The organism is Bacillus sp. TH22, assembly GCF_016651015.1.
Taxonomy (GTDB): Bacteria; Bacillota; Bacilli; order Bacillales; family Bacillaceae_G; genus Bacillus_A; species Bacillus_A mycoides.
The window spans coordinates 5,376,768-5,394,332 of record NZ_JAEKER010000001.1 but is presented as its reverse complement, the minus strand read 5'-3'; the positions used below and the strand labels follow the sequence as shown (position 1 = coordinate 5,394,332).

The window sequence follows — 17,565 nt, the reverse complement described above, 5'->3', positions numbered from 1 at the left end:
AATTTTGTACTATCTTGTAACAAAATGCTCATTTTTTCGTTTTGAGGTATTTGCGTTTCTTAGTCTGATAGTGATGGGGTGGGCCCCACACAGTACGATTTTATTTCAAAGACACAACGATCTTACTACACACTGTTTATTTATCCCACACTCTCATCTGCTAGTATTACTATTTTTTATTACTAATGTTGCCGTTTCACTCGGATGGCTAAGAGGAAAATGATGGCCATATGGAACAAAATCAACCTTACCAAGATGCGATGGAGCAGAATAGCCTCTGTCATACTCCCCCCAAATAATGTGAAGATTATACTTTGTTACTTCATTGAAATCACCTTGATCGTTTTTCAGTAGTAAACTGTTAAGCTGAACCGTAGTATTTAAAATTCTAGGAGAAGTAAAACTGTTACTTATTTTTTCGATATAATGTTCAGGGATGCTCTCCATACTTTCAAACAAACCATTACTTAATAAATAACGCCCTATCAAATTAGTAGTTGCCAATTTTAATGTCCATTTGTTCATAAATTGGGGAACATTTAGCGATTTAGCATTTTTTTTAGCAACAGGTGGCTGAAGTAAAGTGATTGAATACTTCTTATCTATGTACTCTTGTACCAATGCTTCCAGAAGAATAAACGCACCGAATGAATGGCCAATTAGATGTGCACCATTAGTAGCTTTCTCCAATAACTTTTTCACTACATTCAAATAGATATCTAGAAGATTTTTCTCTTGTTTAAAAGGAGAACGTCCCAAACCTGGAAGATCCAAGATCCATACAGGTTGACCAGTTTTTTCATGAAGCTCTTGTGCTAAAGGAAATAAATCCTCTCCATCACTCAATAAACCATGTAATAAAATAAACGGTTTACCCTCTCCTTGTAATTGGTAAAGGGTAGTGTTATCGCATAATGTTCGTTTAAATAAATGATTATGCTGGCCATTTTGATACATCATTCGATAATCCAGATCAGCTACTACGGCAGGGAAAAATTTCATTACACTCGTCTTCTTAAACCAATCTCCTCCCATAATTTTTTTCGCTGAAACATTTGAAAATTTTCGTTTTGTAATAAAATTCAGTCCATCAGAAGGAATTTTTGTTATTTTACTTACTCCACTATTCATAATTGCTTTCATAAGTGGCATTGGGACAGAGATTTTTGGTGCCCTCATATTCATACTTTCCGACATAATACTTAATAATTCAGCAATGTTCTGATCGTGCTGTTTGTCTTCAACAAGTGTATATGTTTGAATAGTCGGTTGTTCCAATCTGAAAACCTGCACAATAAACTTCGCAAGCTCATCGTTTGAAATCAGTGGTAACCTATATCCCTTACCTCCAGGAATCACTGGCATGAGCCCTCTTCGCATACTCATCACAAGCAAACCTAATCCTGCTATCTGCTCTGTACTCCCTGTTTTACTACTACCGACTACAGTTGGCGGATTAATTACAGAAAGCGGATAACCTACTGCTGATGCCTGGTGACGGATATAAAGATCTGCTAAAAATTTTGTTCTCTCATATGGATTTTTTATTTTCAAATAATTGTTTCCTTCTTTAAACACATCAATTGCAATCTTGCTATTTTTATCATCAAAGGGACTCATATAACCTACAACATGAATAAATTGTTGCAAGCCCTTCAATTGATGAATGCTTTTAGCTAATTCACTAATGTGTTTGGCGCCATTTAAAAATACGGAAGCTGCCTCTTTACTTGTCGCTTGAATATCCATGGGGCCTCCTGCGTGAATAATCACATCCGTTTTCAATACCCTCTCCTTATCTTCAGCACTTAGACCTAAATCTATTTTCGTCAAATCACCTTCAATAAAGTGCATAACTGCCTTTTTTAAGATGCCTCTTTCTTGAAAAATGCGTATTGCTTTACTTTTCGACCTTACTAAAAGAAGAATTTTAACATTCTCTTTGGCTAATTCTTTTACTAATTGCTTTCCAATAAAGCCTGTTCCACCAGTTAAAAATACTGTTCTCATATAAAATCCCCTTTTTAGTACTAATTAGTACTAATTTGATGTAAAAAAAATGCTTCTTTTATCGAAGCAATTTTAAAAAATGATCTGCTGTTTTCGTAATTACAGTTGCATCCTTCAATGTTTCTGAAATAAATAACGCTCCTTCAAGATTTGTAATAAAAAGTGATGCAACCTCATCAATATTAATCGTGTTTCTGAATTCTCCATTCTCTACCCCTTGTTTAAGTAATAGAGAAACTTTCTTTTGTAATCCTGTAAAAAAAAGACCTATTTTTTCTTTTATTTGCGTGGCCTGTTTAGGACTTTGAATATAAAGAGTAATAAATGGACAGCTCCCCTTATACTCTCTCGACTGAACTCCTTGTGATAATTGCTTTAAAAACAGTTGGATACGATCTTCAACTAAAAATTGGTTCTGAGAAAGTACGTCATCAATTGCAGATTGATACATTTCAATCCAATAATCAACGACCCCTTCTAATAATACTTCCTTATTAGAAAAGTGATAATACACATTAGACTTTGAAACTTTGCTTACACGTACTAATTCATCCATACTTGTATAAGCAAACCCTTTTTCTAAAAATAATGTTGCAGCTACTTCAATCACACGTTTTTGATTCATTAATTTTACCTTTTTCATAACTAGAACTATATAGTACTAATTTAAATGTTGCAAGGATTTATTTTAATTTAGAAAAAAGTTTGATTAAAAAAGTTCCACTAACATTGATTTTACTGCAAAAAAATCTTATTTTGAATAAAGTGGAACTGAACCCCGAAATTGTGAATTCACTATCGTCTAATAGGGGTCACCATACATACCCATCAACTTAAGAAAAAGAAATGCCCTCAAAACGAAAAAATGAGCGGCTTCTCAAAATAGCTATCTGTAGAGAAAGAAAATTTTAATTTAGGGGGATATGAAAATATTAGCTTCATGGGTATGAAGTAGTGCCCCTATAAACAAAATCCTCCAGAAACATCTAAAATTTGCCCTGTTACCCAGCGGCTATCAGAAGAAGCAAGGAATGCTACTACATCTGCAATATCTTCAACTTGCCCTATTCGTCCGAACACAGATGAATTCGTAGCAAAATTTCGTATTTCCGGATTATCTAGCAATTTCGCATTTATATCTGTCTTCGTATATCCAGGCATAATTGTATTCACTGTTATACCTCTTTCTCCAAGATGTTTAGCTAGAGGAAGTGTCATCGTATTTAGTGCCCCTTTACTTAAACCATATGCAATGGACCCTGCAAAACCAAGTCTTACTTCAGCTGATGAAATGTTAATAACTCGCGCCTCCGCTCGTAATAACGGTAATGTTTGCTGAATTAAGAAGAACGGTGCTTTAATATTTACAGACATAATTTCATCAAAAACTTCTTCTGTCGTATTTTCAATTGTTCCTTGTGTACCTATCCCTGCATTGTTTACTAGAATATCAATCTCTGATGTACCAACTCTTATTTGTAATTCATTCTTCAATTGTTCTACTATCTTTTTGACACCATCAATTGAATTGAAATCCGCTTCAATTAAGAATGCCTTTCCTCCATTTGATTCAATCTCACTAATTGTTTCATCTGCAGCTGCTTTATTTCGGCCATAGTGAATTGCAACTAATGCACCGTCGTTTGCCAATCTCGTCGCAATCGCACGACCAATACCACGACTCGCCCCTGTTACTAACGCTACTTTCCCATCAAGATTCTTCATTTTTTCCACCCTTCCTACATTTTCGTTTAATAAATCCTATACTTATATTTTCATGCAAACACAAATCATTTTAAATACAGATTTATAGGTAATTCAGTTCGTTCACTTATGATATTATAGTAATAATTTACGATTCACTTTAGAAAATAAAGCAAGGAGGCTATCCAATGCAAAACGCAGTAAAACTAGATGAAATTGACCATAAAATTATGAACTTGTTGTATGAAAATGCGAGAATTTCTGTTTCAGAAATAGGACGTATTATATCCATGACGCAGCCTGCTGTAAAAGAACGCATTAACAAGCTTGAAGATCAAGGGGTTATAGCTGCATACCGAACGAAATTTGAGCCTTCTAAAATTAATAAAAACATCCAAGCATTCATCATGTTTAAAACGAGTCAATGCTCTGATTTCATCCAATTTTGTAATGCCGCTCCCGAAGTAACTGATTTATATCGAATTAGCGGGGAGTTTAATTATATGATGAAGGTCATGAGCGATTCGATGGATTCTCTCGCTACATTTTTAGACTCTTTAATGCAATTTGGATTATCATCTCCTTTAATTGTTTTAAAGAGTGAATTTGAAGAGAAATTGTCGTTCTGATAAGAGGGTACTAAGGTAGAAATATGAAGTGTATGTGGAAAAATTCTTTTATAATATAATAAAACCAGCCATAGGCTGGTTCTTTTTTCATTCAATTTCCTACTAAAAAATCCCGAGTATAATTCTCCTTCTTCCCTATCCTTGATTCTTCCGCGCCTCCCTAAACTCCTCCTTCACCTTTTCTAACAAACCTTCTTCTGTAATTAATCGATACGCTGTATTTGCTAGTGCTTTTGCGGATGTAATTAGCGCTTTATCTCCTAATTCTGAACGTGCCGCTTCTCTAAATTCATTCGTATGTGCAATTAAGTCATCTGGACCGATTTTAATGTACGGATGAATTGTCGGTACGACTTGGCTTACATTTCCTGCATCTGTTGAGCCAATTCCTACTCTTTCTTTACGGTTTACATCTTCACCTAGTAGTTCTAACTCTTCCGCTACGACGTCATTAAATGTTTTTGTTACGAGTAGTTCATCGATTTCATTTTGGAATTGATGAATTTTTACTTTTGTACCTGTTGCTAACGCTGCTCCTTGTGCGATGTTTCTTACTTTCTCTGTTACTTCCGCACATCTTTTTCTCGTTGCTGCGCGGATGAAGAACCTTGCTGCGGCGTAGTCAGGAATAATATTAGGTGCTTTCCCGCCCTCAGTAATAACACCATGAATTCTCACATCTGATGGGAGTTGTTGGCGAAGTGCATTAATACTGTTATACAGCTGGATAATCGCATCTAATGCGTTAATTCCTTCTTCTGGTGAGGCCGCTGCGTGAGCTGTTTTTCCGTAAAAATGAAAATCTAGTGGATCAACTGCTAGTGACGGACTCGTTGGAGCTGTTTTTCCGCTCGGATGAATCATAAGCGCCGCATCAATGTTTTTAAATAAGCCAGCTTTCACATAACTCGATTTTGCGCTACCATTTGGCCCGCCCTCTTCTGCTGGTGTTCCGAACACGACAACTTCTCCGCCGATTTCCTCAAGCGTTTCTGATAACGCGATCGCTGCTGCAACGCTAATTGTTCCGATTAAATTGTGACCACACGCATGACCGAGTCCTGGTAAAGCATCATACTCAGCTAAAAATGCGATAACTGGTCCTTGTTTCCCGGAACTTTTTCGCGCGATAAATCCTGTTTCATGACCAGCTATATTGTGCTGCAACTGAAATCCTGCGCTTCCTAACAACAAACTTAACGTTCTTGATGCGTAAAACTCTTGGTTACCAATCTCCGGATTCGCATGAATATTATGACTTGTTTCTATGTACTTTTCCTTATTTCTTTCTATACTCTCTTCAATTGTTTTTCTTTGTGACGTTACTCCTGTCGCTCCCATTTTTCTTCCTCCTTTTATTTTCACGTAAAAAAGCCTCTTTCTAAAAGATAGAAAGAGGCTTCTGTATATACAGTCAAAATGAGCTTCTTTCTTATCTTTCAAGTTACCTTGCTGGAATTGGCACAGTATTCATAAAGAATCCGCTGCCGAGGTGTCATAGGGCCAGTCCCTCAACCTCTCGTGATAAGAATTTTCATAAAATTGTATTAAATTATTTTTATTCTAAGTTTATTCCAAGTAAAAGTCAAGGAATTCCTATATGAATTTACCGAATATCTAAAAACCCTTTTAATACGCCAATTGTTTCAGGTGCTTGTAATCTTGCACATATGTACGGAAATTCCATACTACCTTCAAACATCATTTGAGATGTAAGAGGTGCTCCTGCCCAAAAGATTTCATCATCGATTACGATAAACGGGAATGCTTTATTTTGTCTTTGTAACTTTACATTTTTTAACGGAACTGGTCCATCACTATACACTGTTATTTGCGCATTTGTACGCATTAACGCTTGCCAGACTCGTTTATCTACTTGCTTTGTACTTGGAAGTGAAATAATAATTTTTCGTTTTGCGACTAAAATATCTTTCAATAACCCTTTCGGCTCTTCAAGATTCATTTCCATAAACCAGCGTAAACGTTTCGAAATTTTCCGCTCCCACAATTGTCTTGATGTCGTGCGATCATATACATCTCCGTGACGTTCTATATGAGCTGTTAATTGTGATAACGCTTGTTTTCTCGAAAGATTTTTACGCATGTAGTGGCAATCTGATAATTGAATGAACTTCCCTCTCGCTCTCGTAACTGCAACGTTGACGAGGCGATGATTTTTATGGTCAAAGAATAACACGCCAGGTCGTTCTTGCGGATAACTATCTACCGTATCAAAAATCATCATATCTCTTTCAGACCCTTGAAACTTATGAACTGTCGCCGCTAAAACTGGTATGTTTTGATATTTCGTTTTCTGCAACATTTCTCTAATGCACGTTGATAAAAAGCGGGACTGTGCCCTGTAAGGCGTAACTACACCGATAGATTGAACACCGTCTAACAATCCAATTAACATCATTTGCATCGCTACTAAACCAGACATAATATTAAAACGAGAACCGGAAGCAGCGTCTTTTAAAGAAAAGGCTCCCATTAAGCTCGTATCAAATAAAACACTCGCCTCATTTGCGAACGGTTGCAGTTTCGCAAGTTCTTTACGCTCTGAAACAGATGGATGATCGTACACTCTATTTTTATAAATAAATGAATTCGTAAACTTCGATATATCCGTATGCATACGTCTTTGCTCCTGCAGCATAAAAAGGTTCGGATGTGCTTCTGATTTATTTACAGAATCAACAATCCCTGCATGATAAAACATATCTTCACCGAGCCATTTGCGAACGAGTTCATGGTTCGCCATCGCAATCGGAGGTAACTGTAAAAAGTCACCACAAACGACAATACGTTTCCCAAGTGAAGCAGCTAATGCGATTTGCGGAACATAAGCCATACTTACTTCATCTACGACAACTAAATCAAATGTACGCTCATAAATAAGTGAATCAATTGCACATTTCGATAAAGTCGCACCGATTACTTTCGCATTTTCAATGTATTCTTTTTCTACTTCTTTAATTTTCGCTTTTTGCTTTCGAAGATCACTTTCAATCTCTTGTATACGCTTCTTATCAGCAGAAGTCGCTTTATATGATAAAATCTTTTCACGAAGATCTTGTCGTGTCTCTTCTAAATAGAGTCTTTCTTCTCCCCAAGATCCATTCGTCGTTTCAACTAACTTCGATGCAAGTAACGTTTCATGATTTCGTATATGTTCATGTTGACTATAACCGTAACGAACAATTTCTCCAGGCGTCCATTTCTTCTTCTTCTCAATTTGCTTCGTTACTTCACTCATTAATACGTCTACTGCCGCATTACTATGAGCTAACACAAGTACCGATTTTCCTTTTTGATAATGAGCAGAAATAATACGCGATAAATTGTACGACTTCCCTGTTCCCGGTGGTCCCCACACGTACGTTGTTGGATTGTAAAAAGAACGATACGCCAATTCATTTTTCGTATTTTTCATCTTTTCAATATGTTTCGGACTGCTCGTCCCATCAACAAGACGCTTTATACGATTACGTTTTAGCTTATCTTTATGTGCCTCTTTCAATCGCTCTTGTAGTTGTTCTAACAATTGCCACGGTTCACTGTATAAAACCGCTTCTCGTATTTCACCTTGTATATAATCATTTAATTTCAGTTCTATTTCTAATCCATGTACAGATAATACTTCCCCTGTCGCTTCCTCACCATCGAACTCAATTCGAATTGGTGAACCTTCCGGTAAGCTTACTTCCGAAATAAGCTGAAATACGTATACTGTACTTTCATAATCTGTATATAAAAAACGACCGTTAATGATAGAGATTTTACTACCACCTATCGTTTTCCAATGTTTAATTTCATATGTTAATGCATAATGCCACTCTTTCATTGTTTCCGATAATGAAGGAGTTTGAGTAGTTGTATTCATCGTATAATCTCCTTCCTTCTCCCCAAACATACTTTCTCACTATACCATATAACACGCTAAAATTTGTAAGGTTTTTATCTTGCTTATTTTCTTAATTTTCAATAATATATTGTATATAATTTTCAGAAAGAAGGAATCCACATGCCAGTTAGACGAATCGAACACGTTGGACTTATGGTTACAAACATAGAAACATCTATTTCATTTTATAAAGAAGTAGTTGGCTTACAGCTCATTAAACGTATGGGGCACCCAAATCCAGACTTAAAACTCGCTTTTTTAGGTGTAGAAGAATCGAAGGAAACAATACTTGAACTCATTGAAGGCTACAACTCTTCTCTTCCGGCAGAAGGAAAAGTACATCACATTTGCTTTAAAGTGGATTCATTAGAGGATGAAATCGAAAGACTAAAGAAACACAAAGTAACCTTTCTACTAGGAGAAGAAATTGAAACATTACCAGATGGAACACGTTACATATTCTTCGCTGGCCCTGACGGAGAGTGGATTGAGTTTTTTGAGACGGAGAGATAAAGTGAAACTTTAATCAGTGGGGTTTTGTTCATCCCCCACTGATTATTAGTTGAACCAATCGGGCTTTTACGGGCAGTTGATCCCCACCTAACTTCTGTGCTTCCTCTGGATTTTGAGGTGGGGGTCTTACTGCCCGTTAATGCGGGATAAAGTAAGACTTTAAGATAGAAAAGGAGCCGGAATTCCGGCCCTTGTTTTTAACTAGTAACAATAAAACATACCTTCAATCCGAAAATTTACCTATATTAAAAACAATTATTTTATTAGGAGTAAAGAATGATAAATACAATCTATATTATTATTTTTTGGATACTTATACTATTTCCAATCCTTTATATAATTAAGATAAAGCATTGGAATTTAAAAGTAGTTGCCGTATTTGTTGGAAGAATCCTATTAAGCATTATCTTTTTCGTAAATGGAATAGTGCTAGGAATGCAACGAAATTGGTCAGAGCCTCCCTATGAAACAGAATGGGATTTCTTTATAAAGTCTTTATTAAACGGAAAAACTGATGCACTTATACACTTATCACTTCTAATTATTATCATTACTTTAGATTTAGCAGTTATATTTTATTATAGAAATAAAAAGAAATAGGATATTCTCTCCTATTTCTTCTCTTAATGTTATAAAAATTTTTCAAATAGCTCTAACTTGCACAATGCTTCCCGTTAATATAATACACTGATTCTGTGAAAACCGTAAATACAACCTCTACTTCTGGAAGTCCAAAATCCATTACATATGTAGTAATGGCCTTGGCAAATCGATCACGAATTTCCTGTCCACGCTCGAACCATTTCACTTCAATAAGAGGAAACGCTTCTATTTCTTCTCCATTGAATACAAACGTAGAACTTGGTAGTTCCAAGGTGAAATTATCCGTACCACACTCACAGATATCTGCGAGCTCTTCTACTAATGGCTTGCTTATGCTTTTTAATTGTTCAATAGTAATTCCACGAAACACAACATGCGGCATGTGAATCCCTCCGTTAGATAGCTTTATATTTGCTCACATCATAACACAATTTATTTTGCTGCACTAACATCTATTGGTACATTTCAATGACATTCTTAAGAATGATCATATGTTATTGAAGCAATACATGTATTGTAACCTGAAAAATAATAAAGGGGTATTGTCACATCGATATCAAACTATCAAAAAGAGATGACCCTAAATTAAAAAACACGCTATTCTTTCTGTAGCATCAATTCAAAAAAAGAAGGGATTACCCCCTCCTTTTTTAAATTCCGTGTCCCTCAATATTTACTATAACCACGATTCAGTTTAGTTAACTCTTCATTAATGTGAAAAATTTTCACTCTAATATCTTTAACACCAAATGCTTGAAGTCTGTTCTTGTGCATTTCTCCATATTTTTCAGCATCTTGTTTTTCTTCAAATACATAGATGCCTCCAGCTTCTTTCGTTTCTTGATTCTCCGTCCATATTTTCCAATGGAATCCTTCTTCTTCATTAATACTTTTTGCTAAATCCCAAAATGCTTTTTCCATTTCTTCACCAAAAGGACCTTCAAACGGAAAATCAACTTGTAATAAATATGCCATTTTTATTCACCCCTTTTTCAATTCGAATGCATGTAATACCTTAAATGAATGCTACTATTATTCCTGCATTCATTTAAGATTTCACCTGCTTTTTCACAGACACTTTTATAAAATAATTACAAAATGATAGCAACTTAAACGCGTACATTTTAACGGCTTAAGATTATGTTTAAAAAATATGCTACAAACTTACCCCTACACTAAGAACAAACAAAACAAGCGCAGGTATCGCTTTCTTAAAGGGATCTTTCGCTAATACGATAAGAGTTAATGCAGCTGCAAGCATAGTACCGCCTAACAAAAATCCTGCCAATAAAGCTGCTATTGGGACCCAAATTCCTATCAACATTCCAATTGCTCCTACAATCTCAAAAGCCCCAGTTAAGAAATTAAAAAACGAAGGTAAACCAAATCGTTTGAACTCATCTGCCATTTTCCCAGATATAATTTTCGAACCTGTCATTAAAAAGAACAGAAACAAAACAACTTTTACAATATTAATTAATATTAAAATAGTAATCACATCTTTCTTATTTATTTGATAAAAACTCAGTATTGTTCATATAGTAGCTACTATCCTTTCCAATATTAAAGAGATGCAAAGTACATGCTATAGCATGTATGATACAGAAATTTGACTGCAACAAAGTGATCCTGAATCAAACATCATACAAAATAAAGCTATCTCCCCATTCATTCAAACAAATTACATGCTATAGCATATATAAGACGGAGTTTGTTCCTTATAAATAGTATAGCATCAATAAGGAACAAATATTAATAGCGCGTATCATACAATTTGTTTAATAATGATTGTAATTGTTTAATCTCTTCTTCTCTCAAATTACTCGTAACGAAATGGTGAGCGTCTTTCACTACAGGCAAGATTGTTTTCTTTAAATCGTCACCTTTTTCAGTTAAAAAAAGGTTGTGTGAACGCCTATCTTGGTCATTCAAAGCCTTCTTTACAATCCCTTTTCTCTCCATTGACTGTATCATTCTTACGACAGTAGTTTGATCTTTATCAATAGCTTCTGCTAACTCTTTTTGAGTAGTACCCCTTTGGCTACAAAGAACACTAATGATCCCCCACTGCTCTGGCGTAACTCCATAAGGCTTTAATCTCTTAGTAAAATAATTAGTCATTTTCACATCAGTACGATGAACAAGATAGCCTATTAAATCATGTAAATTCATATATCACCTCTATAAATTAAAATATAAAAGGGCATAGCATATCAATCAATTATTCACAGTGAATTTGTTTGTTTTACTAATTATATGCTATGGCATATATATTAAAGTAGGGCATTTTAATTGTCAAATGATTTATCTCCTATTTTTCTACGGCAAGATTCATTCAAGCGGTTATATCCCCCATCGATTTGACACTGTGCTAAAAACTGTTAAGCCAGTGCGCAAAAATTTAAATTTCAAATCACGTCAAGAAATTGGTTAACACCATACCCATCAAACTAAGATTATGTAACTTTGGTTTCATATAAGATTTTTTCTTTTTCTACAGTATCAATCCAGCTTATTAAAAATAAGAAAACCCCATATTCGATAAAAAATACAGGGTTTTTATAAAGCAGTTTATTTTGTTTACAGTTATACTTAGTCGAAAGAAGTTCGTGAATTAAATATTACTTATCTAACTAAGAAGAATTTAGATTCCGGCCCAAACATCTTTTCCATATCGCCCTTCTTCTTGTACACGATCCAGCCAATTCCTTGCTTCTTGTTCACTGACTTCATGAATTTCTTGATATGCTTGACAAAGGGTGTCTTCTACGTCAGGAGCCATTTTACTTCCATCACCACATATATAAAGATGAGCCCCATTATCTAATAACGAAATTAAATTGATTCTATCTTGTTTTATTAAATGCTGTACATATGTTTTAGGATATCCTTCTAAGCGAGAAAAAGCTGTGTGTAAAGAGATTAATCCATCTCTTTCATCATTTTCTAGTTCTGTACGATAGAGATAATCCTTTTCAGGATGACGACAACCAAAATATAGATGTGCTTGTCCTAAGTTAATACCTTTTTGCTTTTGAACACGACGCGCTTGCAAGAATCCACGGAATGGTGCAATTCCAGTACCTGGTCCAACCATGATAATTGGTGTTTCTGGATTTTCAGGTAATTGAAAGTTTGATTGTGGCGTTCGAATGAAACAGATAATCTTATCTTTATTATGACGCTGAGCTAAATAATTAGAAGCGACTCCTTCATATGTCCCTACCCCACTCCATGCAGGTGCATTAACAACACCAACCGTAATGCTCAGACGATCCTGTGCAACGAGTGGAGAGCTTGAAATAGAATAGTAACGCGGTTTGAGCGCAGGAAGAAGTTCTAAAAAGCGTTCAAATCGGAGTTCACAAGCCTCATACTTTTCAAGAAGGTCCAACATTGACATACGTTTCTTTAATATTTGTTCATGATAAACTCCCTCTTCCAATAATAATTCCAATTCCTTTTTATGAGGAGGGCATGCTGTGAATGTCACCATTTCTCGTATTTGTGCTCGAGTGGCTGCTTCTTGAACTTCTACACTATAACTAAGAAGGTCAAATAAACTAACAGGACTGTCTAAAGGTATGTGATTTACACTTCGTCCACTTGCACTCAGTATGACTTGATCCTTCCCATTTAATCCAAAGCGTTTTAAAATTCGGTTGACATTTTTCTTACTATTAATTGGCAGCACCCCAAGGTGGTCACCTTCTTGATACGTAGCGCCTTCTGGCAAGGATATCTCAATATGTCGCGTGCTTCTTTCACTGCTAGATGATTGAAGTTCACGATTTTCTAGTATAGATGCATAAACTGCTTCATATGTTCGCGCAAGAGGAGATCCTCCAAGACGACTAACAAATTGTAAACTTAATGTACTGCGTTCTTTCTCAATGTTTTTGTTAAGTTCCAATCCAAATGCCTTCATCGCATCAGACCACATACTTTGTTTCCATTGCTCGAGCTGTTCCTCGAAATCGCCACTTGCATCTGCTTCTCCACGTGTCGAAAATCTTGTTGCTCCTTTTTGAGCCATTTGCTCATCAATGTATCTTGGAATTCGCTGATAAGTACTCGCCCAATTATGATCTCCACAACCAAAAACTGCGTATTGAACACCTTTTAGCTCATTTGGTTTTAATTCCTCCAACCATTGCACAAACTGCCCTGCATTACTTGGTGGTTTTCCATTATAAGAAGAAGTTACAATAAGAACCGCCCCTTCTTTTGGCAGACTTCCAATTCCATCATTAAGAGCTACCACTTCCGTTTGAACACCTTCTAAACTAGCTGTATCTGCTAGTTCTCTTGCAATACCTTCCGCTACCCCTGTATCCGATCCATACAGAACAAGAAGCGAAAGATTATCGGCTCCAATAATAGAAGGAGTCTTCTGAACTTGCTGTTCGATTTCATCGTTTTTCAGTTTCTCCTCGATAGGCGCAAGAACAGTAGTATGGCTAATAGTTTGTTTTCGGGGTAGAATCCTAATTTTAAAATCACCAGGCTTTAGCGTTAATGTTTGTTTTACGTCCAGCTGATAGTCTTGATAATCAATTAATTCAAAATGTTGAAGAAGCATTCCCATTACAAGTGTGGCTTCATGAAGTGCAAACTGCATACCGATACATGCTCGTTGACCATTTCCAAATGGCTTATAAGCATGATGAGGAACCTTATCCAGCTCTTCAAATCGTTCAGGTTGGAATTCTTCCACATTGTCTCCCCACGCGTCTTTATCCCTATGTAGCTGTGGAATCAGAACAGAAATACGATCTTCTCCTTTCTTAATTGGATATTTCCCACCAATCACTGTATCCTCTTTTGCATAGAGACTGAATGCTGGAGCAGTAGGCCATAGACGTAGCGATTCATTTAAAATCATCCGGATATACTTTAATTTCATAACTTGTTGGTATGTTGGAGTGGGATCTGTTAAAACCCGATCTACTTCTTCATAAGCTTTTTTCAATTTATCTGGATTCTTTAATAAAAAATAGATTGCAAAAGATAATAATCCACTTGTTGTTTCATGCCCGACTATTAAAAAAGTGATAATTTGGAAACGAATATTTTCATCATCTAATTTTTCACCAGTTTCCGGATCCTGCACATTTAACATACGGGAAAGTAAATCATTTTCTTCCTGATTTCCACTACTTTTACGTTCAGCAATAATATTATCTACTAAAGAAAACATAGATTGAATATCATGCTGAAATTGACGTTTCGTTCTCCACATGAGTTTATCTTCTATATCCAGCCGCTGTAATTGGTGCATCGCCTCATCTAGAGCACGGCTCATGCTAGTAATAAAAGGATGAGGGGTCTCACGATAATAGCTATTAAATCGATAATTAAAACCACATAGACCAATTGTATCCAATGTAAGGCGAGTCATATCCTCCGGAACATCTACGTTTTCATTCGGATTAAGCCGTGCCCATTTTTGAACGAGTTGTACAGCAATATCGACCATCATAGCATGATAATCTTTCATTGCTCGTTGGCTGAATGTAGGCATCAAAATATTATGAGCTTTTTTCCAGTTAGGCTCGTGAGTCTCGCTTGTAAATAATCCGTCTCCAGCAAAGGCGCGAACTTTCGCTAAAGCACCCTCTATACTTTTATCAAATCTTGTTTCGTCACAGACTTCTGCTACCAGTTCATGTCCAGAAACGACAATGATGGTATCACTTAAAGTTTGAATTCGAAAAATGGGACCATACTCTTCCGCTATCTTGATAAAGGATAGGGTCGGTTTATCTTTATCGATTAATGGGAGATTCCCCAGCAATCCATATGTTTTCGGTTGAGGAATGGCAGATACTTTTTTATCCATTAAAAACACCCTTTCAAAAAAGCATGAAATAAAATATCCCATTCAATAAAAAGAAGATAGCAATGAATCGCCTGGGATAAAGATATGTAATTGATTACCTTATTTTATCTTTTCCCGAACTATTCACGATTATGATATTGCTTATAAGGTTGGTAATCTAAGTTGTTTGTTGATATTAGATTTATAACTTGCAGAGAAAATACTAAATTAAAATGAAGCGTATTATTATAATGTTTATCACAAATTGAGAGCTAAAGATTGTAGTATTGGGAAAACCAGTAGTTCCTAATGTCAATTCAAACAAATACGATAAGCAAGTATACTGTGTTACTAATGAAAAAGGATCTGATATGAATATCAGATCCTTTTTACTATATATAATTATTTCACTGGTTCTTTTCCAAGTTTAAATACCAGCGCCTTAGCAGCAGAAATTTGCATTTCTTCATAGTCTAACTAAACAGCAAAAACTTATAGGAATCATGACCTTAAGTTTTATTTTACTCTACCGATTTAACCTCTCCACAGCTTCCGCACTTGTATCTACACGTTTAACGAAAAAAACTAATAGTAGTGCAACAACATTCATGCCAAGCGCTACATAGAATGAATATTGAATTCCGGATAATAAAGCCTTCTGAGTTAACATTGCCTTCGTAGCCTCTGTGAAGGTTGTAGGATCTACATCAACCATTAGACTTTCAGCTTTTGTTTTTGTTACAGAATTCATAATCGTAACAAGAATAGCAGTACCAATCGAACCGGACACTTGTTGAGCTGTATTATTAACAGCTGTACCGTGCGGATTTAAGCGAGTTGGTAATTGATTAAGTCCGTTTGTCATAAGTGGCATCATCACCATCGCCATCCCAAACATCCGCAATGTGTAAATAAGAATAATATGTGTGTGACTAGAATCGAGTTGCAGGTTTGCTAGCATATAAGTTGAAACGGCTGTAATGGAAAGTCCTACTATACCAAGAATACGAGGGCCATATTTATCAAATAGTTTACCTGTAATTGGTGACATAATCCCCATTATTACCGCACCTGGAAGCATCATCAGCCCAGAGCTCAGCGGTGAAATACCGCGGACATTTTGTACATAAGCTGGGGTTAAAATCATACCCGAAAACATGGCCACTGCGTTGACAATTGCAATTACAGACGCAAGTGCAAACATTGGGTACTTGTAAACACGTAAATCCAATAACGGTTCATTCATTTTTAATTGGCGGACAATGAAAGTAATTAGGGCAATAGCGCCTATGATTAAGGTTGTTAAAACAACTTTATTCGTCCAACCGTCGGAGCTTGCAGAACTGAATCCATATAACAAACCGCCAAAACCGACAGAAGATAATAATAATGAGAGATAATCAAGTTTTGCATTTTTGTTTTGTCTCATGACATTCTCCGATTTCCAAATCCCTAACAGTAAGCTAATGATTGCTAACGGTAAAATCATTTCAAAAAGCAAACGCCAGTCATAATACTCTACAATATAACCCGATAGTGTCGGTCCAATTGCTGGAGCTGTAATCATAACTAATCCAAAAATCCCCATCGCTGTTCCCCTTTTTTCTCTTGGAAAGCTTACTAGCATAATATTCATTAACAAAGGCCCCATGACTGAAGAACCTGCTGCTTGAACCATCCGGCCAGTAAGTAATAAACTAAAGTTCGGCGCTAAAGCCGCTAAGGCCGTACCAAAAATAAAAATCACCATAGATGTAATAAATAAGCTCCTATTGGAGAAGCGGGTTATTAAAAATGCTGATGCCGGAATTAATATACCACTTACAAGCATATACCCTGTAGAAAGCCACTGGATCGTCGAATAATCTTTAATGTCTAAATCCTTCATTATTGATGGCAAGGCTACATTTAAAAGCGAGTTATTTAGAAATGAAACAAATGCCCCAATAAAAAGGATTACAAGCATTAAATATGGTGGTTTTCTTTTATGTAATGTTTCACTCATATATTCATTTGCCCCTTCATTATAAATTCCATTGATTCGTTTAAATCCTTTGCATATCTGCACAAGAATGCATTGTCCTTGCAGTATTTTGCCAAACTCTTCGAATGGATATTCTCTTTTTTGCAATTCTACTTGCTCAACATAACATGTTAAAATCTTTTTTATTGATTAAACCTTTATAAACACGTTTGTTAACCGAAATTAAATTAGGCTGAAATAAACAAAAGGAGCAACTGAAAATACCCTTCTAAAAGCCCCCCATCTAACTTTTTTGCTTTCGCTGAATTTTGAGGGGACGGTGTCTTACTGTCCACAAATAGCGGAATAAATCAATAAATCAACAAGACCACACACCCATTCCTTTAAATACGGG

General features: G+C 35.9%; 14 protein-coding genes and 1 riboswitch. Of the genes, 3 read left to right on the top strand and 11 right to left on the bottom strand.

Translation table 11 applies throughout. The annotated features are described in order from the left end of the window. Positions 1-153: 153 nt before the first annotated feature. From JFU18_RS27495 to JFU18_RS27485, 3 genes are all read right to left on the bottom strand, one after another. Positions 154-2,010: an alpha/beta fold hydrolase gene (locus JFU18_RS27495; protein ID WP_201034045.1), complete on the bottom strand. Its 1,857-nt coding sequence runs from the start codon at positions 2,008-2,010 to the stop codon at positions 154-156. Between the two features lie 58 nt (positions 2,011-2,068). Beyond that, positions 2,069-2,635, bottom strand: a complete 567-nt coding sequence (locus JFU18_RS27490; RefSeq protein WP_001072320.1) for a TetR/AcrR family transcriptional regulator — start codon at positions 2,633-2,635, stop codon at positions 2,069-2,071. 335 nt (positions 2,636-2,970) lie between these two features. Continuing rightward, positions 2,971-3,735, bottom strand: coding sequence for an SDR family oxidoreductase (locus tag JFU18_RS27485; RefSeq protein ID WP_201034046.1), 765 nt, complete (start codon positions 3,733-3,735; stop codon positions 2,971-2,973). A 167-nt stretch (positions 3,736-3,902) separates the two neighbouring features. On the opposite strand from JFU18_RS27485, the gene JFU18_RS27480 reads away from it, so the two are divergent. Continuing rightward, on the top strand, positions 3,903-4,343 hold the full coding sequence (locus JFU18_RS27480; RefSeq protein WP_001178566.1) for an Lrp/AsnC family transcriptional regulator: 441 nt from the start codon (positions 3,903-3,905) through the stop codon (positions 4,341-4,343). Positions 4,344-4,478: 135 nt separating this feature from the next. Here the strand turns inward: JFU18_RS27480 and JFU18_RS27475 are convergent, their stop codons facing one another. Both JFU18_RS27475 and JFU18_RS27470 read right to left on the bottom strand, forming a co-directional pair. Further along, positions 4,479-5,684: a M20 family metallopeptidase gene (locus JFU18_RS27475; protein WP_002192795.1), complete on the bottom strand. Its 1,206-nt coding sequence runs from the start codon at positions 5,682-5,684 to the stop codon at positions 4,479-4,481. Positions 5,685-5,772: 88 nt separating this feature from the next. After that, positions 5,773-5,874, bottom strand: a riboswitch (SAM riboswitch). Positions 5,875-5,949: 75 nt separating this feature from the next. Further along, complete coding sequence (locus JFU18_RS27470) at positions 5,950-8,259, bottom strand: AAA domain-containing protein (protein WP_201034047.1); 2,310 nt, start codon at positions 8,257-8,259, stop codon at positions 5,950-5,952. 111 nt (positions 8,260-8,370) lie between these two features. Between JFU18_RS27470 and JFU18_RS27465 the strand changes: the two genes are divergently transcribed. After that, positions 8,371-8,763: a VOC family protein gene (locus tag JFU18_RS27465; protein WP_201034048.1), complete on the top strand. Its 393-nt coding sequence runs from the start codon at positions 8,371-8,373 to the stop codon at positions 8,761-8,763. A 276-nt stretch (positions 8,764-9,039) separates the two neighbouring features. Further along, positions 9,040-9,363 (top strand): hypothetical protein, encoded by a 324-nt coding sequence (locus JFU18_RS27460; RefSeq protein WP_201034049.1) that lies wholly within the window; start codon positions 9,040-9,042, stop codon positions 9,361-9,363. A 52-nt stretch (positions 9,364-9,415) separates the two neighbouring features. Here JFU18_RS27460 and JFU18_RS27455 read toward each other — a convergent pair whose 3' ends face one another. From JFU18_RS27455 to JFU18_RS27430, 6 genes are all read right to left on the bottom strand, one after another. Further along, positions 9,416-9,748 carry a DUF1904 family protein gene (locus JFU18_RS27455; protein ID WP_201034050.1) on the bottom strand — a complete coding sequence of 111 codons (333 nt, stop codon included), beginning with the start codon at positions 9,746-9,748 and terminating at the stop codon, positions 9,416-9,418. Between the two features lie 284 nt (positions 9,749-10,032). Beyond that, entirely contained in the window at positions 10,033-10,341 is a 309-nt protein-coding gene (locus tag JFU18_RS27450) for a monooxygenase (RefSeq protein WP_201034051.1), read from the bottom strand. A gap of 181 nt (positions 10,342-10,522) precedes the next feature. Continuing rightward, positions 10,523-10,861 carry a DoxX family protein gene (locus JFU18_RS27445; RefSeq protein WP_201034606.1) on the bottom strand — a complete coding sequence of 113 codons (339 nt, stop codon included), beginning with the start codon at positions 10,859-10,861 and terminating at the stop codon, positions 10,523-10,525. Between the two features lie 257 nt (positions 10,862-11,118). Beyond that, a complete protein-coding gene (locus JFU18_RS27440) occupies positions 11,119-11,538 on the bottom strand; it encodes a MarR family winged helix-turn-helix transcriptional regulator (RefSeq protein WP_113935859.1) in 420 nt (139 codons plus the stop codon). A 472-nt stretch (positions 11,539-12,010) separates the two neighbouring features. Continuing rightward, complete coding sequence (cypD, locus tag JFU18_RS27435) at positions 12,011-15,208, bottom strand: bifunctional P-450/NADPH--P450 reductase (RefSeq protein ID WP_201050384.1); 3,198 nt, start codon at positions 15,206-15,208, stop codon at positions 12,011-12,013. 505 nt (positions 15,209-15,713) lie between these two features. Beyond that, the gene (locus tag JFU18_RS27430; protein WP_033715031.1) at positions 15,714-17,192 is read right to left on the bottom strand and encodes an MDR family MFS transporter; all 1,479 of its coding nucleotides are present in this window, start codon (positions 17,190-17,192) and stop codon (positions 15,714-15,716) included. Positions 17,193-17,565: the final 373 nt, after the last annotated feature.